Origin of the sequence: Micromonospora sp. NPDC053740 (genome assembly GCF_040677775.1) — a bacterium.
GTDB classification, from domain to species: Bacteria; Actinomycetota; Actinomycetes; order Mycobacteriales; family Micromonosporaceae; genus Micromonospora; species Micromonospora alfalfae.
On the sequence record NZ_JBFASO010000006.1, the window covers coordinates 229,489 to 250,166 of the forward strand.

The 20,678-nt window shown below is 71.6% G+C and carries 21 protein-coding genes; 11 read left to right on the forward strand and 10 right to left on the reverse strand.

What is annotated here, in order from left to right; all coding sequences use genetic code 11:
* Positions 1–11: 11 nt before the first annotated feature.
* Together AB0K35_RS18155 and AB0K35_RS18160 are read left to right on the forward strand one after the other, a co-directional pair.
* On the forward strand, positions 12–914 hold the full coding sequence (locus tag AB0K35_RS18155; protein WP_363886388.1) for an ABC transporter ATP-binding protein: 903 nt from the start codon (positions 12–14) through the stop codon (positions 912–914).
* Complete coding sequence (locus tag AB0K35_RS18160) at positions 914–1,861, forward strand: iron-siderophore ABC transporter substrate-binding protein (protein WP_238672014.1); 948 nt, start codon at positions 914–916, stop codon at positions 1,859–1,861. Before AB0K35_RS18155 ends, AB0K35_RS18160 begins: the two co-directional genes overlap by 1 nt.
* 218 nt (positions 1,862–2,079) lie before the next feature.
* Here AB0K35_RS18160 and AB0K35_RS18165 read toward each other — a convergent pair whose 3' ends face one another.
* The 4 genes from AB0K35_RS18165 to trmB all read right to left on the reverse strand — a co-directional run bounded on the left by AB0K35_RS18165 (position 2,080) and on the right by trmB (position 7,490).
* Positions 2,080–2,982, reverse strand: a complete 903-nt coding sequence (locus tag AB0K35_RS18165; RefSeq protein WP_363886391.1) for a hypothetical protein — start codon at positions 2,980–2,982, stop codon at positions 2,080–2,082.
* Positions 2,983–3,433: 451 nt separating this feature from the next.
* The gene (locus AB0K35_RS18170; protein ID WP_238669877.1) at positions 3,434–4,078 is read right to left on the reverse strand and encodes a hypothetical protein; all 645 of its coding nucleotides are present in this window, start codon (positions 4,076–4,078) and stop codon (positions 3,434–3,436) included.
* A 156-nt stretch (positions 4,079–4,234) separates the two neighbouring features.
* Entirely contained in the window at positions 4,235–6,748 is a 2,514-nt protein-coding gene (locus tag AB0K35_RS18175) for a DUF3516 domain-containing protein (protein WP_357287196.1), read from the reverse strand.
* A 112-nt stretch (positions 6,749–6,860) separates the two neighbouring features.
* On the reverse strand, positions 6,861–7,490 hold the full coding sequence (gene trmB, locus AB0K35_RS18180) for a tRNA (guanosine(46)-N7)-methyltransferase TrmB (protein ID WP_363886577.1): 630 nt from the start codon (positions 7,488–7,490) through the stop codon (positions 6,861–6,863).
* A gap of 208 nt (positions 7,491–7,698) precedes the next feature.
* Between trmB and AB0K35_RS18185 the strand changes: the two genes are divergently transcribed.
* Positions 7,699–8,337, forward strand: coding sequence for a hypothetical protein (locus AB0K35_RS18185; RefSeq protein WP_238669950.1), 639 nt, complete (start codon positions 7,699–7,701; stop codon positions 8,335–8,337).
* A gap of 277 nt (positions 8,338–8,614) precedes the next feature.
* On the forward strand, positions 8,615–9,280 hold the full coding sequence (locus AB0K35_RS18190; protein WP_363886394.1) for a class F sortase: 666 nt from the start codon (positions 8,615–8,617) through the stop codon (positions 9,278–9,280).
* A gap of 241 nt (positions 9,281–9,521) precedes the next feature.
* On the opposite strand, the gene AB0K35_RS18195 is transcribed toward AB0K35_RS18190, so the two are convergent.
* Complete coding sequence (locus AB0K35_RS18195) at positions 9,522–10,397, reverse strand: alpha/beta hydrolase (RefSeq protein ID WP_363886397.1); 876 nt, start codon at positions 10,395–10,397, stop codon at positions 9,522–9,524.
* A 365-nt stretch (positions 10,398–10,762) separates the two neighbouring features.
* Here AB0K35_RS18195 and AB0K35_RS18200 point away from each other — a divergent pair, with 365 nt between their 5' ends.
* Positions 10,763–11,680: a zinc-binding dehydrogenase gene (locus AB0K35_RS18200; protein WP_363886399.1), complete on the forward strand. Its 918-nt coding sequence runs from the start codon at positions 10,763–10,765 to the stop codon at positions 11,678–11,680.
* 130 nt (positions 11,681–11,810) lie between these two features.
* Here AB0K35_RS18200 and AB0K35_RS18205 read toward each other — a convergent pair whose 3' ends face one another.
* Genes AB0K35_RS18205 through AB0K35_RS18215 form a run of 3 tightly spaced genes read right to left on the reverse strand, consistent with a single transcriptional unit; the run spans position 11,811 to position 13,901 of the window.
* The gene (locus AB0K35_RS18205; RefSeq protein WP_238669882.1) at positions 11,811–12,128 is read right to left on the reverse strand and encodes an antibiotic biosynthesis monooxygenase; all 318 of its coding nucleotides are present in this window, start codon (positions 12,126–12,128) and stop codon (positions 11,811–11,813) included.
* Between the two features lie 17 nt (positions 12,129–12,145).
* Complete coding sequence (locus AB0K35_RS18210; RefSeq protein ID WP_363886401.1) at positions 12,146–12,943, reverse strand: exodeoxyribonuclease III; 798 nt, start codon at positions 12,941–12,943, stop codon at positions 12,146–12,148.
* A gap of 37 nt (positions 12,944–12,980) precedes the next feature.
* Positions 12,981–13,901: a PAC2 family protein gene (locus AB0K35_RS18215; RefSeq protein WP_091401570.1), complete on the reverse strand. Its 921-nt coding sequence runs from the start codon at positions 13,899–13,901 to the stop codon at positions 12,981–12,983.
* Between the two features lie 420 nt (positions 13,902–14,321).
* Here AB0K35_RS18215 and AB0K35_RS18220 point away from each other — a divergent pair, with 420 nt between their 5' ends.
* The 3 genes from AB0K35_RS18220 (at position 14,322) to AB0K35_RS18230 (ending at position 16,234) form a co-directional block, all read left to right on the forward strand.
* Entirely contained in the window at positions 14,322–15,176 is an 855-nt protein-coding gene (locus tag AB0K35_RS18220) for a peptidase M23 (protein WP_238669884.1), read from the forward strand.
* Positions 15,177–15,282: 106 nt separating this feature from the next.
* Complete coding sequence (locus tag AB0K35_RS18225; RefSeq protein ID WP_167457721.1) at positions 15,283–15,429, forward strand: hypothetical protein; 147 nt, start codon at positions 15,283–15,285, stop codon at positions 15,427–15,429.
* A 49-nt stretch (positions 15,430–15,478) separates the two neighbouring features.
* Positions 15,479–16,234 carry an EcsC family protein gene (locus tag AB0K35_RS18230; RefSeq protein WP_363886403.1) on the forward strand — a complete coding sequence of 252 codons (756 nt, stop codon included), beginning with the start codon at positions 15,479–15,481 and terminating at the stop codon, positions 16,232–16,234.
* A gap of 18 nt (positions 16,235–16,252) precedes the next feature.
* On the opposite strand, the gene AB0K35_RS18235 is transcribed toward AB0K35_RS18230, so the two are convergent.
* Both AB0K35_RS18235 and AB0K35_RS18240 read right to left on the reverse strand, forming a co-directional pair.
* Positions 16,253–17,104 carry a GDSL-type esterase/lipase family protein gene (locus AB0K35_RS18235; protein WP_238669886.1) on the reverse strand — a complete coding sequence of 284 codons (852 nt, stop codon included), beginning with the start codon at positions 17,102–17,104 and terminating at the stop codon, positions 16,253–16,255.
* Positions 17,105–17,224: 120 nt separating this feature from the next.
* Positions 17,225–17,818 (reverse strand): antibiotic biosynthesis monooxygenase, encoded by a 594-nt coding sequence (locus tag AB0K35_RS18240; protein ID WP_238669887.1) that lies wholly within the window; start codon positions 17,816–17,818, stop codon positions 17,225–17,227.
* Positions 17,819–17,940: 122 nt separating this feature from the next.
* Here AB0K35_RS18240 and AB0K35_RS18245 point away from each other — a divergent pair, with 122 nt between their 5' ends.
* Genes AB0K35_RS18245 through AB0K35_RS18255 form a run of 3 tightly spaced genes read left to right on the forward strand, consistent with a single transcriptional unit; the run spans position 17,941 to position 20,650 of the window.
* Positions 17,941–18,204 carry a DUF6343 family protein gene (locus tag AB0K35_RS18245; protein WP_130400182.1) on the forward strand — a complete coding sequence of 88 codons (264 nt, stop codon included), beginning with the start codon at positions 17,941–17,943 and terminating at the stop codon, positions 18,202–18,204.
* Positions 18,205–18,216: 12 nt separating this feature from the next.
* Positions 18,217–19,632: an NADP-dependent succinic semialdehyde dehydrogenase gene (locus AB0K35_RS18250; protein ID WP_238669888.1), complete on the forward strand. Its 1,416-nt coding sequence runs from the start codon at positions 18,217–18,219 to the stop codon at positions 19,630–19,632.
* A gap of 52 nt (positions 19,633–19,684) precedes the next feature.
* Entirely contained in the window at positions 19,685–20,650 is a 966-nt protein-coding gene (locus tag AB0K35_RS18255) for a TIGR03885 family FMN-dependent LLM class oxidoreductase (RefSeq protein WP_238669889.1), read from the forward strand.
* Positions 20,651–20,678 lie beyond the last annotated feature (28 nt).

A 20,678-nucleotide genomic window follows, 5' to 3' on the forward strand; every position in this document is an offset into this window, starting at 1 on the left:
GGAGTCGTGTGATGCTCTCCACCCGGGACCTGGTCGCCGGCTACGACGAGCGGACAGTGCTCGACGGGCTCGACCTCGACCTGCCCACCGACGCGTTCACCGTGATCGTCGGACCCAACGCGTGCGGCAAGTCCACCCTGCTGCGCACGATGGCCCGGCTGCTCACCCCCCGCCGAGGCACTGTGCTGCTGGACGGCACCGCCATCCGCGACCTGCCGACCCGGGAGGTCGCCCGCCGCCTCGGCGTCCTGCCGCAGAGCCCGCTGGTGCCCGAGGGCGTAACCGTGGCGGACCTGGTCGGGCGCGGCCGACAGCCCTACCAGCGGTGGTGGCGGCAGTGGTCGTCGGAGGACGGCGCGGCGGTGGACCAGGCGATGGCCCTCGCCGACGTCACCGACCTGGCCGACCGGCCGGTGGACAGCCTCTCCGGCGGTCAGCGGCAACGAGTGTGGATCGCCATGACCCTCGCCCAGGACACCGACGCCCTGCTGCTCGACGAACCGACCACCTTCCTCGACCTGGCCCACCAGGTGGAGGTACTGGACCTCCTGCACCGGCTGCGCTCCGAGCGGGGCCGCACCGTCGTCGCCGTCCTGCACGACCTGAACCAGGCCGCCCGCTACGCCGACCACCTGGTCGCCATGCGGGCCGGCGCAGTGGTCGCCGCCGGCCCACCCCGGGAGATCCTCACCGCCGACCTGGTCCGCGACGTCTTCGGGCTGGCCTGCGTGGTGGTGCCCTGTCCGGTGACCGGCGCACCGCTGGTGGTTCCCGCGTACACGGGTGGTAACGCTCCGGCTCCGGCCGTCGCTGGTGACCACTCCCCGTCGACGGCGTCCGTGCCGGACGCCCGACCCTCCACCGGCGACGCGGCCAACCCGCTCGCCGGCTCGCACCCCTCGAAAGGACTCTGATGCGTCGTCTCGTCGCAGCTCTCGTCGCGGCCGTCGCCCTCGGCGCCAGCCTCACCGCCTGCGGTGAGAGCGACCCGGTCGCCGGCTCCACCACCGGGGAGACCCGGGAGATCACCCACGCCATGGGCACCACCAAGGTCCCGGCCGAGCCCAAGCGCGTCGTCGTGCTCGACACCGACAAGATCGACACGGCGCTCTCGCTGGGCATCACGCCCGTCGGCGCGGCCACCGCCGGTGAGGCGAAGAGCTGGCCCACCTACTTCGGCGCGGACAAGCTCGCCGGCATCAAGGAGGTCGGGGTGCTCACCGAGCCCGACCTGGAGGCGATCAACGCGCTGAAGCCGGACCTCATCCTCGGCAGCAAGTTCCGCCAGGAGAAGTTCTACGACGAACTGGCCGCCATCGCGCCGACCGTGTTCACCGACAAGGTGGGCATCACCTGGAAGGACAACCTCCTCCTCGACGGCAAGGCACTCGGCCGCGAGCAGCAGGCCAAGGATCTGCTCGCCACGTACGAGAAGCGGGCCAAGGACTTCGGCGCGACGCTCGGCGACGCCTCCGCGCGCAAGGTCTCCATCGTGCGGTTCCTGCCCGGCAACATCCGGGTGTACGGCCCGGACTCGTTCTCCGGCATCGTCATCGGCGACACCGGCCTGGGCCGCCCCGAACGGCAGCTGCTCGCCAACAAGGAGGACAAGCGTTTCGACCTGGTCAGCCCCGAGCGGGTCAACGAGGTCGACGGTGACGTCATCTTCGTGACCGCGTACGGCGACAAGGCCGCCGCCGAGCAGACCAAGGTCTCCGGCGGGACGCTGTGGAAGGGCCTCGGCGCGGTCAAGGCCGGCAAGGCGTACCCCGTCTCCGACGAGGTCTGGATGACCGGCATCGGCGTCGGCGCCGCCAACAAGATCCTCGACGACCTGGCCAAGTACCTCCCGGCCGCCTGACACCCTGCCCCGCGCCGCCCGCGCCCGAAGGCGCCCACCCCGCGCACCCCGCTTGCCGGCACGCACCGCGCACCCTGCGCGCTGGCATGCACCGCGCACCCTGCGCGCCGGCACGCACCGCGCACCCCGCGCCCCGGCTCATGATCGTGCTCGATCCAGGAAGTAGTGGCCTCCCCGTCTAGGGAGGCCACTACTTCCATGTTCGAGCACGATCATCGTCAGCGGGGGGAGCGCGAGCGTGCCCGCAGAGCGGCCCGGACCTCGGCGAGAAACCCATCGAAGTCGTCCCGGAGGCGCTTGGCGGTCAGGTGCAGCACGATCCACTCGCCGCCGAGCAGTCGGTTGAGGCGTTGCCGGTCCCGATGGAACTGCTCGGGGTCGTCGTGCCAGAGGCCGTCGTACTCCACCGCGACCTTGAACTGCGGCCAGGCCAAATCCAGGCGGGCCACGAATCGGCCCTGCTCGGCCACTACCCACTGAGTCTCCGGTCTCGGCAGGCCGGCCAGCACCAGCCCGACCCGGGTGCGGGACTCCTGAGGGGACTCAGCTCCCGCGTCGGCGAGGTCGACCGCGCGTAGCAGCGATCGCCAGCCGCGTCGACCGGCCCGGCTCAGCGCGTACTCGCGCAGGTCCTGCACGGTCGTCTGCCGCTTGGCCAGCATGGCGTCGATGACGACCACCGCCTCGATCACATCAAGCCAACGGGCCAGGTCCCAGCAGGTACGCGCCGGGCTGGTCACCGTGACGCCGGCCCGGTCCACGGTGTCGCCGGAGTCGATCTCCCCGTGGTGGACCCGGATGCCGGCGCTCGGGCCGATCCGGCTGGCGGCGGGAACGAGGACGTCGACCGGCTCGCTCGCGTTGGGCTTCCCGCAGCCGTACAGGCCGGCGGCAGCGCGTCCTGCGATGGCCGCACCGGGTGGGACCAGCCAGCGTCCGACGGCGGTGCATCTGATGGTGTGGGTGACCGCGATCTGGGCATCGGCGTAGACGTCGCGGAAGAGCGGTCGCCACGCCGAGCTGCGTAGCTCATTGCGGGTCAGTAGGCCTCGCGAGACGGCGGTCGAGCCACGGAAGACCCGACCCCGTAACTGCGGCGGCCGACGAGGAATTTTCGGCATGGGCCTCAGGCTGGCCGAACCTCCCCGCGTCACGCTGCCCCTGTGGATAACCACAGCCACCACACCGGCGCCGATGCGCGTCGTTATCCCCATGATCGCGCTCGAACATGGATGTAGTGGCCTCCGCTTTTCGGGAGGCCACTACATCCTGGATCGAGCGCGATCTTGCCGGGCGGGCGCGTGGTGCGTGGCGCGTGGGCGTGGGGCGTGGGCGTGGAGCGCATTGGCCGTGGCGCGGAGCGCCTGGGGCGCGGCGCGTGGCGCGTGCGGCATGGGCCTGGCGCGTGGCCCCTGCGGCATGGGCGTGGTGCGTGGAGTGCGTTTGGCGTGGGCGTGGAGGGTGTTTGGGGCGTGGGCGTGGGCGTGGGCGTGGGCGTGGAGGCGTGGGCGTGGGCGTGGAGGCGTGGAGGGCGTTGGGGCGTGGGCGTGGGGCGTGGAGGGTGGGGGCGGGTTAGGCGGCGGTGGACCAGATGGCGCGGAAGGCGGCGGCTTCACCGGAGAGCCATCGTTCGATCTGGTCGGGCTTGGCGTCGGTGGGCATGCGGTGGGCCAGGCCGCGGCGGACGTCGACCAGGACCGGCTCGGCGTGCGGGAGCACAGCGTCCATGTGTCGGGCCATCAGGTGCAGGGTGGCGAGCACCGACTCCTCGCTCGGTGGGGTCTCGTCGAAGTGCAGGCGGACCGCTTCGGCGCGACCGTCGGCGTGGCGTACCCCGAAATGGGGGTTGATCTTGACGGGCAGGTCGCCCAGCATGGCCAGGGCGTCGCGGGTCTGGGCGAGATCGACAGCGGCCGGCTCGCCGAGGGAGTGCAGCCAGGTAGTGGCACCGGGAACGAGCGCCTGGTAGAGCGGGCGCCACCGTGGCTTGACGATGTCGGCCACTCCGGCAAGGTGCGTGCCGCCGGTGTGGAAGGCGATGTCGGCCTTGAGCGCCTTGACGAACTGGCCGTGCGGGTTGAAGCCGGACCGGCTGGCGCGCTGCTTGCGCAGCCCGCCCACGAAGGTCGCCTTGGTGGGGCCGGTGCGGTCGACGTAGCGGGTGAAACCGAGCAGTGTGGCGTAGGGGGTGAGGGGTGTGGAGGCGGGAGCGGTCACGGGCGTCCTCCCGGATCGTAATCCTGCAGGTCAGGAACTCGATTAGTACATACATTCTAATCGACAGGTCTGACATCGCCCAGCGAAAGAAGGGGTGCGGAAGACGCGACAAAGGGGGCCGTCCGGCGTACGGACGACCCCCTTTCGAGGCGCTTGCTAGAGCTGGCCGACGTCGGTGATCCGCACGACGGCCGCGCCGACCTCGTCCGAGGCCACCAGGTCGATCTCGGCGCTGATGCCCCAGTCGTGGTCGCCGTCCGGGTCGTCGAAGATCTGCCGTACGGTCCACCGCTCCCGGCCCTGCTCGATCATGAGCAGCGCCGGACCGCGGGCGTCCGGCCCGACCCCGATCGAGTCGTACGCCTCGAAGTACGGCGCCAGGGCGTCGGCCCACGCGTCGTAGTCCCAGCCGTCCTCGGCGTCCAACTCGGCGAGCAGGTCCCAGCGGCGCAGCGCGGCCAACTCGACGCGGCGGAACAGCGCGTTGCGCACCAGCACCCGGAACGCCCGCGCGTTGCGGGTCACCGCCGGTGGCCGATCGGTCAGGGCGGCGTGCGCCTGGGCGACCTCGGCCACGTCGGACGGGTTGCGCAGCCGCTCCCACTCGTCGATGAGGCTGGAGTCGACCTGGCGGACCAGCTCGCCCAACCACTCGATGAGGTCGATCAGCTCCTCGGTCTTGGCGTCCTCGGGCACTGTCTGGCGCAGCGTCTTGTACGCGTCGGCCAGGTAGCGCAGGACGAGACCCTCCGAGCGGGTCAGCCCGTAGAACTGCACGTACTCGGTGAAGGTCATGGCCCGCTCGTACATGTCGCGGACGACGGCCTTGGGGGAGAGCTGGTGGTCGGCGACCCAGGGGTGACCCTGCCGGTACATCTCGTACGCGGCCTCCAGCAGCTCGGCCAGGGGCTTCGGGTGGGTCACCTCGTCGAGCAGTTCGAGGCGCGCCTCGTACTCGATGCCCTCTGCCTTCATGGCGGCGACCGCCTCGCCGCGCGCCTTGAACTGCTGCGCGGAGAGAATCTGCCGGGGGTCGTCCAGGATCGACTCGATCACGCTCAGCACGTCGAGCGGGTACGACGGGGACTCCGCGTCGAGCAGCTCGATGGTGGCCAGCGCGAGGGGGGAGAGCGGCTGGTTGAGGGCGAAGTCGAGCTGGAGGTCGACGGTGAGCCGGATCCGCCGGCCTGTCTCGTCCGGCTCGGGCAGCTCCTCGACGACCCCGCCGGCACGCAGGGCCCGGTAGATGGCGATCGCCCGACGGATGTGCCGACGCTGCGCGGCCGGCTCCTCGTGGTTGTCGGTGAGCAGGTGCCGCATCGCGGTGAACGCGTCCCCGGGCCGGCCGATGACGTTGAGCAGCATCGAGTGGCTGACCTGGAAGCTGGAGGTCAGTGGTTCCGGCTCGGCGTCGACGAGTCGGTCGAAGGTGGGCTGGCCCCAGCCGATCGAGCCCTCCGGCGGCTTCTTGCGGACCACCTTGCGCCGCTTCTTCGGGTCGTCACCGGCCTTGGCGAGAGCCTTCTCGTTGTCGATGACGTGCTCCGGGGCCTGCACCACGACCCGGCCGATGGTGTCGTAGCCGGCCCGGCCGGCCCGCCCGGCGATCTGGTGGAACTCCCGGTTCTTCAGCAGCCGGGTACGGACCCCGTCGTACTTGGACAGGCCGGTGAACAGCACAGTGCGGATCGGCACGTTGATGCCGACGCCGAGGGTGTCGGTGCCGCAGATGACCTTGAGCAGGCCGGCCTGGGCGAGGGTCTCCACCAGGCGGCGGTACTTGGGCAGCATGCCGGCGTGGTGCACGCCGATGCCGTGCCGGACCAGTCGGGACAGCGTCTTGCCGAAGCCGGCGGTGAACCGGAAACCACCGATCGCCTCGGCGATCATGTCCTTCTCGGCGCGGGTGCAGACGTTGACGCTGGTCAGCGCCTGGGCGCGTTCCAGCGCGGCGGCCTGGGTGAAGTGCACCACGTACACCGGGGCCTGCTTGGTCTCCAGCAGCTCCTCCAGCGTCTCGTGCAGCGGCGTCATCGCGTACGAGAAGATGAGCGGGACCGGCCGCTCCGCAGTGCGCACGACGGCGGTCGGCCGCCCGGTGCGCCGGGTCAGGTCGTCGACGAAGCGGGTGGTGTCCCCCAGGGTGGCGGACATCAGGATGAACTGGGCCTGCGGCAGCTCGATGATCGGCACCTGCCACGCCCAGCCCCGGTCGGGCTCGGCGTAGAAGTGGAACTCATCCATGATCACCTGGCCGACGTCGGCCTTCGTGCCCTCGCGCAGCGCCAGGTTCGCCAGGATCTCCGCGGTGCAGCAGATGATCGGGGCGTCGGCGTTGACGCTGGCGTCGCCGGTGAGCATGCCGACGTTCTCGGCGCCGAAGACCTCGCAGAGCGCGAAGAACTTCTCCGACACCAATGCCTTGATCGGCGCGGTGTAGAAGGTCGTCCGGCTGTCGGCGAGGGCGGCGAAGTGCGCGGCGATCGCCACCAGGCTCTTACCCGAGCCGGTGGGCGTGTTCATGATCAGGTTGGCGCCGGAGACGATCTCGATGACCGCCTCTTCCTGATGGGGGTAGAGGTCGAGGCCGCGCTCCTTCGCCCAGCCGGCGAACGCGTCGAAGAGGGTGTCGGGGTCGGCGCTTGTCGGCAGCGCGGCGGTGAGCGTCATAGCCTGTCCATGGTGCCTGGATCATGCCCCGGTACGCCAACCCGGCCCGCACCGGACCCCCGTCCGGGCGTCCCGAATGCGTCGCCGCGTTGTGGTTTGGGCGTTTCGCCGGTCACCGTCGGCGGTACAGCAGGTCGGCGACCGGCCGACCGGCCGTGATCGCCCGTCGCTCGAACTTCGTCACCGGGCGGTGCGCCGGCCGCGGCGCGAAGCCGCCGTACGCGTCCACCAGCTCCGGGTCCGCCTCCAGGGTCTCCCGCATCGCCTCGGCGTACTCGGCCCAGTCGGTCGCGCAGTGCAGCATGCCGCCGGACCGCAGCCGGGACCGCAGCAGCGCCACGTGCGCCGGCTGGATGATCCGCCGCTTGTGGTGGCGGGTCTTCGGCCACGGGTCCGGGAAGAAGATGTGTACAGCGTCCAACACGCCCTCGGACAAGCCGCTGACCAGTGACAACGCGTCGCCCTCCGCCACCCGTACGTTGCGCAGGTCACCGCGCTCCACCAGGTCGAGCAGGTTGGCGATTCCCGGCGTGTGCACCTCCACCGCCAGATAATCTCGATCCGGGTCGGCGGCAGCCATCGCAGCGGTGCTGTCGCCCATGCCCGAGCCGATCTCCAGCACCACCGGCGCCCGGCGACCGAACAGGTCGGCCAGGTCGACGGGCAGCACAGGTCCGTCCGGCACGTCCAGGCCGTACACGGGCCAGAGCCGGCTCAGCGCGTCGGTCTGCCGGTCGCTCATCCGACCCCGGCGGGGGTGGAACGTGCGGATCGTCCGGCTCGCGGGCGGGACGGCGGGGTCATGGTCGATGGCTGTCACAGCGACCCGAGCGTACGCGACGCCGCCGGCGGATCGGATGTGATGTGCGACCGGAAATGAGAGGATCCAACTGGTACGGCAGGTCGGGTGTTCCACCGCCCGACCCGGCCGCACGGCGTCGAGAGGGGGCATCGTGACAGTGACCCGCGGCGTCGTGACCCTGTCGCTGGTGACCGTGCTGGCCGGCCCCCTGTTGACCTCCACGCCCGCCCTCGCCGCGCCTGCCGCAGTCGCTCTTGCGTCCCCGTCTGCCGTCGCCGGTCTTGCCGCGCCCGAGCGGGCCGTCGCCGTCGGGCTTGCGCCGCAGCCCGGAGGGCCGCCCGGCGGAGCGCCCCAACCGACGCCGGCGGTGGACATCTTCGTCGAGGTCAGCCCCAGCACTGTGCAGCCCGGTTACCTGGTCGGCATCCGGGCCAGTTGTCGGGACAACTCGGTGGGCGCCACGGTGGTCTCCGACGCCTTCGGGGCGGTCGGCGTGCAGCCGCAGCGCGGGGTGCTCACGGCCGCGCCGATGGTCCGCGAGCGCACCCGCCCCGGCAACTACCGGGTCAAGCTGGAGTGCCGCGACGGCGAGACCGCCTCGACGATGCTCCAGGTGGTGAAGAAGGTCCCCGTCCAGCCCAGCCGTGGTCCGGCGACCGGCTTCGGGGGGAGCACCGGCGGGATGACCGGCAGGCTGCTGCTGCCCGGCGGCGCGGCACTGATCATCACCGGTCTGATCGTCGCCGTGATGGCGCTGCGCCGCCCCCGAGCCGCCGCGCGTCGCTGAGGCCGCCATGACGATCTTCCGCCCCACGCCGCCGCCGGCCGGTTCACGCCCGCCGTCGCCTGGTCGTCCCGCCTCGCCGCCGGACGCTGCCCGTCAGCCGTTCGCCGGCCGTCCCGCCTCGCCGCCGGACGCTGCCCGTCAGCCGTTCGCCGGCCGCCCCGCCTCGCCGCCCGATGACGTTCGGCTGCCCTTGGACGACGGTTGGCCGGGCGACCGCCCGCCAAGGCCCCACCGCTCGCTGGATCCTGACCGCTCGCTGGATCCCGACCGCCCGTCGGTGGCCGCGCGTCCGCCGACCGCCGTCGCCCCCCGGCGTAGTCGTCCCTCCGGCCGCAGCCCCTGGTCCGTACCGTTGGCTGTGGTGTTGGTGTTGGCCGGGGTCTTCGCCACCGGGGCCGGGCTGGGCCGTTCGGTGGGCCCGTTCGACCTGGCCCCGACCGGCGGCGACCGGCCGGCCCGCACCGAGTCGGTCGGCTTGTCGGCCAGTCGGCCGGTGCGCCTCTCGGTGCCGGCGATCAAGGTGACCGCGCCGGTGGCGCCCGTCGGGCAGGCGCGGGACGGCTCGATCGCCGTGCCGCCGTTGGAACGGCACAACGAGACCGGCTGGTACGACCAGGGCCCCACGCCCGGTGAGCCTGGCCCTGCGGTGATCGTCGGGCACGTGGACACGAAGACCGGTCCGTCGGTCTTCTACGACCTGGGCAAGCTGCACCCCGGCGACCTGATCGAGGTGGCCCGGGCGGACGAGTCGGTGGTGGTGTTCCGGGTCGACACCGTGGAGCACTTCCCGAAGGACCAGTTGCCCGCCGAGCGGATCTACGGCCACGACGGGCCACCGGGGCTGCGGTTGATCACCTGCGGCGGGCAGTTCATCGGGGGCCGTACCGGCTACGCCGACAACGTCATCGCCTTCGCCACCCTCCAGTCCTCCCGCAAGTCCTGAGGCCGACCCCGGCCTGCCCGGCGGGGCCGTCCCGCTCGCCTGGCCGTCGGCCTGTCCGGTCGGCCGACCCTCGGCCGCTGCCGTTGATCGACTCGGGATCATTGACGTCGCGGTATCGGGCCGGCCGGGACACCCCGGTTTCAGTGAACCCGAGTGGATCAAGTCGGCGGGAGCGCCGGGGCAGCGTCGGCGGCGGGCGCCGGGGGCAGCGTCGGCGGGGGCGCCGGGGGCAGCGTCGGCGTCAGTTCAGGAACGCCAGGAGTTGGCTGGTGGTCTCGTCGGGGGCTTCCTCCGGAATGAAGTGCCCGACCGGGACCGGCTCGCCGCGTACGTCGTCGGCCCACTCCCGCCAGATCGCCAGCGGGTCGTCGTAGAGCTTCGCTACCTGGCCGCGTTGGCTCCAGAGAAACAGCACCGGGCAGGCGATCTTCCGGTTTCCGCGATCCGCCTCGTCCTGCTGGTAGTCCAGCGTCGCTGCGGCGCGGAACTCCTCGCAGATCGCGTGCACAGTGGCAGGGTCGCTGAACTGCTTGACGTACGCCGCCCGGACCTCGGCGGGGAAGGCGTCCTTCACCTCGGGCCAGGTGTCGAGCATGAAGTCGACGAGCACCGTGGGTGCCGCGTCGATGAACTGCTCGGGCACCGGCGCCGGTGCCGCCAGGAAGGACCAGACCCAGTAGGAGAGGCTGAACGTCCGGTCGGCGCGGTTGTACACGTCGCCGATGGGGACCACGTCCATCACGGCCAGTCGGGTGACGGCGTCCGGTTCGTCAAGCGCGAGCCGGTACGCGCAGCGCGCCCCCCGATCGTGGCCGACGAGTCGGAACTGCTCGTGGCCCAGGCTCCGCATCACCGCGATCTGGTCGCGGGCGATGGCGCGCATGCTGTACGGCTCGTGATCCGGAGTGCTCGGCGGCTTGCCGCTGTCACCCCAGCCCCGCAGGTCGGTGGCGACGACTGTGTAGTGCTCGGCGAGCCGTGGCGCGACCTGGTGCCACATGAGGTGCGTCTCGGGGATGCCGTGCAGCAGCAGAACGGGCGGCCCGCTTCCGCCGCGGCGTCCGTGGATCGTCGCGCCGGGCGTCTCGATGTCGAACTCTTCGAAGCCGTCGAACATGACCAGGGTCCCCCGTGCCTTGGGATGCGCCCTGAACGAACGGCGTGGAATGGCTGGCAGGGCGACTGGAGGCCGACTACCGCTCGGTCTGCCTCGACGCTATCAACGGCGACAGCCGGTCCGGCGCGATTCGGCTGCGGTGCTGGCTTGGGCACATCTGTGGGTGTGGCGGCGTGGTTCCGACGTACCGGCGAACTTCGCCATCGATCTCCCGACTTCCGCTTGACTTCAACCAGCATTCAGGTCCTAGCGTCGCGGACACGAGGTATGGAAGCGGGTCCGAAGCACTGGACCGCGGCTGATCGGAGACATACGTGCGGGCGATCCAGGTTTCTGAGTATGGAGGGCCAGAGGTTCTGATCCTGGTGGACCTGCCCGATCCGCACGCGAGGGAGGGGGAGGTCATTGTTCGGGCCGAGGCCGTGGACACGATCTACCTTGAGACTCAGATCCGCGGTGGCTGGGGTGGGATGTTCGGTGTCACCCCGCCGTACGTACCGGGCGGCGCAGCGGCGGGAACGGTGGTCTCCACCGGTCCAGGCGTCTCTGGGTCCTGGCTTGGCCGCCAGGTCGTTGCGGGTGCCGGGACGCGGGGTTCATACGCTGAACTGGTTCGGGCCAGCGTCGACCGGCTGGTGCCGGTCCCCGACGGACTGAGCCTGCGGGAAGCGGCTGCTCTCGCACACGACGGCGTGACCGCCATGGGCATCATCGACGGTGTCGGCGTCAAGCCGGGCGACCGGGTCCTGATCCTGGGGGCCGCGGGCGGCATGGGAACGCTGCTTGTTCAGCTCGCACACCGTCTCGGTGCGCAGGTCGTGGGAGCGGCCCGTGGCGCGGACAAGCTCACACTGGTACGACGGCTCGGCGCCGACGCTGTCGTCGACTACGCGGGTGACGGATGGACCGACGCGGTACGCGAAGCCCTCGGCGGTCTGTCTGTCGATGTGCTGCTGGACGGTGTCGGGGGAAAACTCGGCAGCGACGCCTTTCACCTGGTGGCCGACGGCGGGCGGGTGTCGGCCCATGGGGCGGCGAGTGGCGAGTTCGCCACGATGGACCTGTCGAGTTCGCGGGCGCGCGGCATCGACCTGCACGGCATCGTGGATGTCCAGTTCGAGGCGCCGGAGATGGTGCGGCTCGCGAGCAGGGCCCTGACCGAGGCGGTGGAGGGGCGGATACGCCCGGTGATCGCACGCGAGTACCCACTGTCCTCCGCGGCTGACGCTCACCGCGCGATGGAGGCGCGCTCGATTCCGGGCAAGGCCCTCCTCATTCCGTGAGGCGGGTTGCGTTGCTCCCGGGGTTGATCGACACGGGATCCTTGATGTCGGGGTGTCCCACTGACGCGGACACCCCGGTTTCAGCGAAACGGAGTGGATCAAGCCGCGTCGGCGCCCTGAGGCGGCGCTCCTAGGGCTGGGGGACGTGCAGCGCCACCTCGAACTCCAGGAGGCTGGCGCCGGTGGAGACCGGTGGGCGGGGCTTGTCGCCGGGGGTGGCGGCGTGGGCGGCGCGTGACGGGCCGGCGGCCCACGCCTGGAATGCTTCTTCGCTCTCCCACTTGGTGTAGACGAAGTAGCGGGTCTCGCCGGCCACCGGGCGGAGGAGTTCGAAGCCGAGGAAACCAGGGGAGTTCTCCACAGCGCCGGCCCGCGCGGCGAACCGCTTCTCCAACTCCGCGCCGCCACCGGGCGGGACGTCGATTGCGTTGATCTTCACGACTGCCATCTGCCCACCCTAGCCACTCAGAACGCCTCGACCGCCGGGACCAGGTCCACGTCGACAACGATCGGCGCGTGGTCGGAGGGGCCCTTGCCCTTGCGGGCCTCCCGGTCCACGTACGCGGCGCGGACCGCGCGGGCGAACGGCGCGGACGCGTACACCAGGTCGATTCTCATGCCCTTGTTCTGGTGGAACATGCCGGCCCGGTAGTCCCAGTAGGTGAAGGGGTGCGGGCCCTTCATCGGGGTCGGCACGACGTCGCTGAGGCCCAGGTCGCGCAGCGCCGCGAGGGCAGCCCGCTCGGCCGGGGTGACGTGCGTGGAGTGGGTGAAGACCGCCGGGTCCCAGACGTCGGCGTCGGTCGGGGCGACGTTGAAGTCGCCGCAGACCGCCAGCGGCAACTCGCTGGCCAGTTCGGTGTCCAGCGCGTCGCGCAGGGCCGCGAACCAGGCCAACTTGTACGCGTAGTGCGGGTCGTCCGGCGTCCGGCCGTTGGGCACGTACACCGACCAGACCCGCACCCCGTCGCAGGTGGCGGAGATGGCCCGCGCCTCGGGCTCGGGGAAGCCGGGTTCGCCGGCGAACCCGACCCGGACGTCGCCCAGCCCGACCCGGGACAGGATGGCCACCCCGTTCCACCGGCCGTCGCTGTGGCTGGCCACGGTGTAGCCCAGCGCGCCGACCTCGGTCACCGGGAAGGCGCCGTCAGGGCATTTCGTCTCCTGCAGGCAGACGACGTCCGGCTCGGTGTCGGCCAGCCACTCCAGCAGCCGGGGTAGGCGGGCCTTCACCGAGTTGACGTTCCAGGTCGCCAGGCGCATGCCCCCAGCCTGCCGTATCCGCCGCCGCGACGCCCTGTCAGCTGCCCGGGGTGTCGCCGGGACGGGTCTGTTCGGCCAGGAACCGTTCCAGTTCGGCGCCGAGTTCGTCGGCGGTGGGCAGCGGGCCGGCATCCGGGGCGAGCAGGCTCTTCTCGCCCCGACCTCGGGCGAACGCGTCGTACTGCTCCTCCAGGGCCTGGACCAGGGCCGCGGCGTCCTCGGTCTGCGCGACCTGCCGGTCGATCTCCACCCGGACCACCTCGGCGGCCGAGCGCAGCCCGTCGCCGGGCAGCAGCAGGCCCGTGCTGCGCGACACCGAGGTGAGCAGCACCTCGGCGGCCGCCGGGTATTCGGTCTGCGCCACGTAGTGCGGCACGTGGGCGGCGAAGCCCAGCGCGTCGCGGCCCTGCTCGCCGAGGCGGAACTCCAGCAGGTGACCGACGCTGCCGGGCACCTGGACGCGCTGCAACCAGGGCTCGTAGCCGGCGATCAGCTCGGGGCGGGTGGCGTGCGCTGTCACCCCGGTCGGCCGGGTGTGCGGGACGGCCATCGGGATCGAGTTGAGCCCCACTGTGAGTCGGACGTCCAGCCGGGCGGCGAGCCCGGCCACGGCGGCCACGAAACGTTCCCACTGCAGGTCCGGTTCGGGGCCGGTGAGCAGCAGGAACGGGGTCTCGTCGTCGTCCTGTAGCAGGTGCAGCTCCAGCTTGGGCGCGTCGACGCTCTCCCAGTGGTCCTCGACGAAGGTCATCACCGGTCGTCGCGATCGGTAGTCGAAGAGCTGGTCGACGTCGAACGTGGCGATCGGCCGACCCTCCAGCGAGGTGAGTAGCTGCTCACGCGCCAGTCGGCTGGCGTTCCCGGCGTCCACGAACCCGGTGAGGGCCTGGATCAGGACCGGCTGCCCGAGGTCGGGCAGATCGTCGGTGAGCTGGTAGAGCTCGTGTGGGTCGAGCACCGGTGCGGACCTCCCTGAAATGTGCCTGCGGGGCGCCGTCGCGACGGAGGGCACCCGTTCGGGCAACGTACCCGCCATCCTGGCGCATTCCTGCGTCGGGCGATCCGTTGGCCGGGTGGTGGGCGTGACCGGACTAATCGGCTGTTTACGCCTCCAGGTCGAGCCTGCTGGCCGAACGGCCGAGGGGCGGTTCGGCCCAAAGGCCGAGTTTGTCGATCATGTCAGGCTCGGCGGTGGAATGGTGGGTGCTGTCCGGGCTTGTGCCGGTCCGCGTGCGGCGCCAGCTTCATCCGGTACGCGAGGTCCGTTCCCCGGGCGGGTCACCGCGCCCCGCTCGTCCACCAGTACGGCTCCGATCTGTGTCGAGTGCCACGTGATCACCGTGCGTGATCAGGGTTTCCACCTGCCTAGCCTCGGTTGATGCGTGACGACGGCACCCTCGACGACCCGTACGCCCCGAGCAGGCCCACTGCCGATACGGAGGATGGCACCTCAACCGAACGGACAACCGCCGCGAGCCGGCTCCGGGCGTACGCCCGGGACCTGAGCGGTCGACGCCGGGCACAGCTGGCGCTGGCCACCGGTGTGGTGTGCTGCCTCGGTCTGACCGCCGTCGTCCAGGTTCGGAACGACGACGCCGACGCGGCGACCCGTGGATCGCTTTCCAGCTCCGAGTTGGCGCAGCGCGCCGAGCAGCAACGTGCCTCCCGTTCCCTCGACCGCACGGCTGCCCCGAGCCTCTCCGCCGCCCCGTCCGCCACGGCGAGCCCTGCCGACCCGGACACCACCGCGTCGGCCCGCAAGGCCGCTCCGGCTCGCCCGACCGACCCGGCCCCCGTCGCCGGGCTGGACGAGGACCAGATGGAGAACGCCGAGGCGATCGTCCGTACCGGCCGCAAGATGGGTGTGCCGCGCCGGGGTCTGGTGATCGCGGTGGCCACCGCCATGCAGGAGAGCAATCTCTACAACGTGGCCAGCGGCGTGCTGCCCGAGTCGCAGGACTATCCGCACCAGGGCGTCGGCTGGGACCACGACTCGGTCGGGTTGTTCCAGCAGCGTTCCAGCAGCGGTTGGGGCCCGGTGGGGCGGCTGATGGACCCCGAGTTCGCCACCCGGCAGTTCCTCAGCGCGCTGGAGCAGGTGCCCGGCTGGCAGCGGATGCGGCTCACCGACGCCGCCCAGGCGGTACAGGTCTCCGCGTACCCCGAGCACTACCAGCAGCACGAGTGGCGGGCCGCCCGGGTCGTTGACGCCATCGTGCCGGCGGGGCGGTAACCTACCGCCCACTATGGACGGTCAGGGTTGGGGCTGTCGCATCCCGGGTACATGTGTTGCGGGTTCGAGGTACACATGACTACGGGACCATCGACAGGAGGACGCCATGTCACTGATGCAGCGGATCACCACGTTCCTGAGATCGCCGAAGGGGCAGCAGTTGGTCGAGCGGGGTCGTCGAGAGATGGCCAAGCCGGGCAACCAGCAGAAGCTGAAGGGGTTGGCGGCTCGACTGTCCAACCGCCGCCGCTGACCGCTCCATCGGCCGCCCTGTCCACCGTTTCCACCCCTGGGGAGACCTGGTGACCGACACTCCGCCCGTCGGCGGTCAATCCGCCGCCCCTACTCCGCAGCCGTCCGTCGACCTGCCGGCCGGGCCGGTGGACGCCCCCGAGGGTCCGCCGGCCCGGCTCTGGGACCGGATGCGTGACGACCCGCAGTACGCGCCGGAGCACCTTGCCCTGGAGGCGGTGCGCCGCCTCGGGCCGGAAGCCGTGCAGTGGGCCGCCCGTGCCCGGGCCGAGCAGCCCGGGGTTTCCGCCGACGTCCTGGCCGACCAGGCGGCCCGCAAGTTCGTCAACCTGGCCCGACTGTCCGGCGCGGTCTCTGGCGCGGCCGGGCTGCCCGGCGCCGTGATCGACGTGGGCGTGCTGGCCTGGACCCAGGCGCGGATGGTGCTGCACATCGCCGCCGCGTACGACGTCGACGCCCTGCACAGTGACCGCGCCACCGACCTGCTGGTGCTCCAGCGGGTGCACAAGGTCGCCGAGAGCGCCCGGCTGGCGCTCGGCGTGGCCGCCGGCCGGGAACGCGCCGACGCGCTCTTCGGCCTGGGCGGCCAGCGTCCGCTCGGTCGGGTCATGCTGCAACTCGGCATCCGGCTGGCCCAGATGGCCGGCGTCCGGGCCGCGAAACGGATGGTCGCCAAGATCGTCCCCGGTGCGGCCATCGTGCTCGGCACCTGGGCCAACTCGTCGGCCACAAAGGACCTCGCCCAGCGGTCCCGGGCCCTCTACGGCACCCGCGGCAACGCCGTCCCCGAGCCGCGCCAACCCTGACGGACCCGTCCGGGGTCGTCAGCTGGCCAGGCCGGAGGAGCGCCAGGTCACCTCGGCGATGCGGCCCTGGCCGGTGGCGTTGGGGTGGAACCAGTCCAGCGGGTTGAGCAGGTCCAGGGTGAACCGGACCTTGTGCAACGCGCCGCCGTCGTGCCGGCACCGGGATCCGTACGCCCGGCAGGCCGCCTTCAGCTCGGCGTTGTACGCGTCGATCCGGTCCCGGACGGCGGCCCTTCGCGCCCGGTCGGCCGGAGCGGTCGAGGTCGCCTCGGCCAGCAGGGCCGGGCAGATGCCCCGCCGCCACGCGCGGGTCGCCCGGGCGTCGTCGTGCCCGACCTCCCAGAGCCGGTACAGGTCGGGGATGCTCACCACCAGCACCCGGGCCTTCGGCCGGCCGGTCCGTAGGACCCGCAGCCCGCTGTCGACGTTGGCCCGGAACTGCGCCACCGGGGTCATCGCGTCCACCCCGCCCCGACAGACGTCGTTGGCGCCGATCAGCACTGTGACGTAGTCGGCGCGGTCGCGTACCGCAGCCTGGGCCTGACCAACGAGGGCGTCCGCGCGGGCGCCGGGACGGGCGTGGTTGTACGTCCGGTCGCGGATCGCCGGGTTCTGTTCGAGCAGCCGCCGGTAGTGGCTCTGCACCCGCAGCCCGTCCCCGGTCGACCAGGAGTTGCGTTCGCAGGAGGTGAGCACCAGGCAGGAGGCGAAGCCGGTGCTGATCGAGTCGCCGAGGGCGGCGATGCCGCCGGGCCCGCCCGACGGCCTGGCGCTCGTGGTGGGGCGGGGTTCCGCGGAGTTGCCGCCCTCGCAGGCCAGTGCGACAAGCGCCGCGAGACAGGCCAGGGCGGCGACCCAGCGTCGAGGCATGACGTCTCCCGTTCCCGCAGCACAGAGCGACAGCGCGGTAACTCTATGCGCAGGATGCGGTTGGCCGGGAAGTTGCTGTCGGGTATGCGGCAGAGTGCCGACGCGCGAGCCGTCGGGGTGCTATGCGTCCCGCCACGGTGCCCGCTGACCGTGCAGCCACCAGTGCAACGCCCGGGTGATCCGGGGCAGCACCAGGTAGGTCATCAGCGGGGTCAGGCAGAGCGTCATCAGCAGCACCCGGGCCGCCAGCGGCACCGCGTCGAGGAAGCGGCTCGTCAACAGGGTGGCGGTCAGACTCAGGGGGAAGAACGCCAGCCAGATGGTCACCGCCTGCTTCCAGCGGGGCGGCGACGCTGGCAGGGCCGGCTCCACCGGGTCCACCGCATGCTCCAGCGGCCTGTCGAACCAGCCCTCGATCCCGGTACGCCGCTCGACCCGGGTGTGCTCGACGATGCCCTGCGCCGAGCTGAGCCACCAGAGCCGCTGCGGCGACTCCTCCCACCGGTGCAGCGTCTCGGCGTCGGCGAAGCGGTAGAGCATGTGCCACTCCGGCGACCCGGGGCCGCTCTGCACCCAGCCGGCGCCGAGGAACCCGGGGAACGCCTCGGCCAGCGCGGTGCCGGCCCGCATCCAGGCCACCATCTCGCTGGCCCGGTCGGGATCGACGCGGCGGGCGATGGAGACGGTCACCGGCACGGCGAGGGTCATTGACATGCGCCCATCCTGCGATCGACGAGGCCGCAGCGCGAACGGATGTGCCGGAGCACACCGCCGGGTGCGGGGTTGCAGGCGCGCGGTACCGGTTAATCCGGCCGATCGGGGGTAGGTCGGTGGGTATGACGAGATCGCAGCCCCGGCGCGCCCGTGGCACGGTCGGCCACGCGAACAGCGCGTTGAACCTTCGGCTCACCCTCGCCAGTTTCGGGCTGGTGATCATGGTGATCTTCGCGGTGCTGGCGTTCTGGGCCGGCATCGCCTGGCTCGGCGTACTCTGCGCGATCTTCGCGGTGGTCGCCGTGGTCGACCTGGTCGTGATCCAGCGCCGCCGCGCCGCCCGCCGCCGCGAGGAGCCGGGCGTACGACACTCGTTGTTCGAGTGACAGGAGGACGGAATGCCCCACATCGCCACCACCAACCCCGCCACCGGACAGGTGCTCAAGACCTATGAGGCGATGTCCACCGAGCAACTCGACGACGCCATCGAGCGCAGCGACCTCGCGTTCCACCAGCTGCGGGCGACGACGATCGACCAGCGCGCCCAGTGGATGAACGCCGCAGCCGACCTGCTGGACGCCGAGCGCGACGAGATCGCCCGGATCATGACCACGGAGATGGGCAAGACGTACGTCGCGGCGCAGGCCGAGGTGACCAAGTGCGCCAGCGCTGCCCGCTTCTACGCCGACAAGGCCCCCGCGTTCCTCGCCGACGAGCCCGCCGACGCCGACGCCGTGAAGGCCACCCGGGCGTTCATCCGCTACCAGCCGATCGGCGTGGTGCTCGCGGTGATGCCGTGGAACTTCCCGCTCTGGCAGGTGATGCGCTTCGCCGCCCCGGCGCTGATGGCCGGCAACACCGGCCTGCTCAAGCACGCCTCGAACGTGCCGCAGACCGCGCTGCTGCTGGAGGACGTGTTCCGGCGAGCAGGCTTCCCCGAGGGGGCCTTCACCACAGTGCTTGTCGACTCGGAGGCCGTCGACCACATCCTCAGCGACCCCCGGGTTCGCGCCGCGACGCTCACCGGCAGCGAGCCCGCCGGCCGGTCCATCGCGCAGATCGCCGGACGGGAGCTGAAGAAGACCGTCCTCGAACTCGGCGGCAGCGACCCCTTCGTGGTGATGCCCTCGGCCGACGTGGACCGGGCCGCCGAGGTCGCCACCACCGCCCGCTGCCAGAACAACGGCCAGTCCTGCATCGCCGCGAAACGGTTCATCGTGCACACCGACGTGTTCGACGCCTTCGCCGAGAAGTTCGCCGCCAACATGGCCGCGCTGCGCGTCGGCGACCCGATGGACCCGAACACCGACGTCGGGCCGCTGGCCAGCGAGCGTGGCCGCGACGAGGTGCACGCCCAGGTCCGCGACGCTGTCGACAACGGCGCGACAGTGCTGTGCGGCGGCGAGCCGCCGAGCGGCGACGGCTGGTTCTACCCGCCGACAGTTGTCACCGACCTCACCCCGCAGATGCGGATGTGGTCCGAGGAGGTCTTCGGCCCGGTCGCCGGCCTGTTCCGGGTCTCGTCGTACGAGGAGGCGATCGAGGTCGCCAACGGCACCAGCTTCGGACTCGGCTCGAACGCCTGGACCCGGGACCCGGCCGAGCAGGAGCGCTTCGCCACCGACCTGGACGCCGGCAACGTGTTCATCAACGGGATGACCACCTCGTACCCCGAGTTGCCCTTCGGCGGTGTGAAGAACTCCGGGTACGGGCGGGAGCTGTCGGCGCTGGGCATGCGGGAGTTCTGCAACACCAAGACGGTCTGGGTGGGCGAGGGCGCCGCCTCGGCCGGCGCCGGCGCGCACGCCGAGTAGTTCGGGGCGCGGCACGCGTCAGCCGGTGCCGTCGTGGGTAGGAAGTGTGCCCATGACGTCGTTCGGGTTCCACGCCTCGCATGAGCAGATCGGTCCACGCGCCCTGTTGGAGGCGGTGATCCACGCCGAGCGGGCCGGCTTCGACGCCGCCATGTGCTCCGACCACTTCTCCCCGTGGAGCGCCCGGCAGGGAGAGTCCGGCTTCGCCTGGTCCTGGCTGGGCTCGGCGTTGCAGGCCACCGGCATGCCGTTCGGCGTGGTCAACGCGCCCGGTCAGCGGTACCACCCGGCGATCATCGCGCAGGCGATCGGCACCCTCGGAGCGATGTACCCGGGCCGGTTCTGGGCGGCCCTGGGCACCGGCGAAGCCAGCAACGAGCACATCACCGGCGACCCCTGGCCGCGCAAGGACGTGCGCGCCGCCCGGCTGCGCGAGTGCGTGGACGTGATCCGGGCCCTGCTGGCCGGCGAGGAGGTCAGCCACGACGGCCTGGTCCGGGTGGATCGGGCCCGACTGTGGACCCGCCCCGAGCAGCCGCCCGCGCTGGTCGGCGCCGCCGTCAGCGTGGCCACCGCCCGCTGGTGCGGCGAGTGGGCGGACGGGCTGATCACCGTGAACGCCCCGGTGGCGCACCTGCGCGAAATGATCGACGCGTACCGGGACGCGGGCGGACGTGGGCCGCTGCACCTCCAGGTGCACGTCTCCTGGGCGCCGGAGCAGGCTCAGGCCGAGGCGCTCGCGTACGACCAGTGGCGCAGCAACGTCTTCGCCCCGCCGGTCTGCTGGGACCTGGAGACCGTCGAACACTTCGACGTGGTCTCCGCCGACGTGCCGGCACAGCGGGTCGCCGAGGTGGTGAACGTGTCGGCGGACCTGGGTCGGCACGTCGGTTGGCTCGAGGAGTACCTGGAGCTCGGCTTCGACCAGATCGCCCTGCACCACGTCGGGCAGGAGCAGCGCGGCTTCATCGACGCGTTCGGCGCGGAGGTGCTGCCGAAGCTGCGCCCAGGCGGCTGATCGAGGCCGAACGGGCGTACCCCTAGGC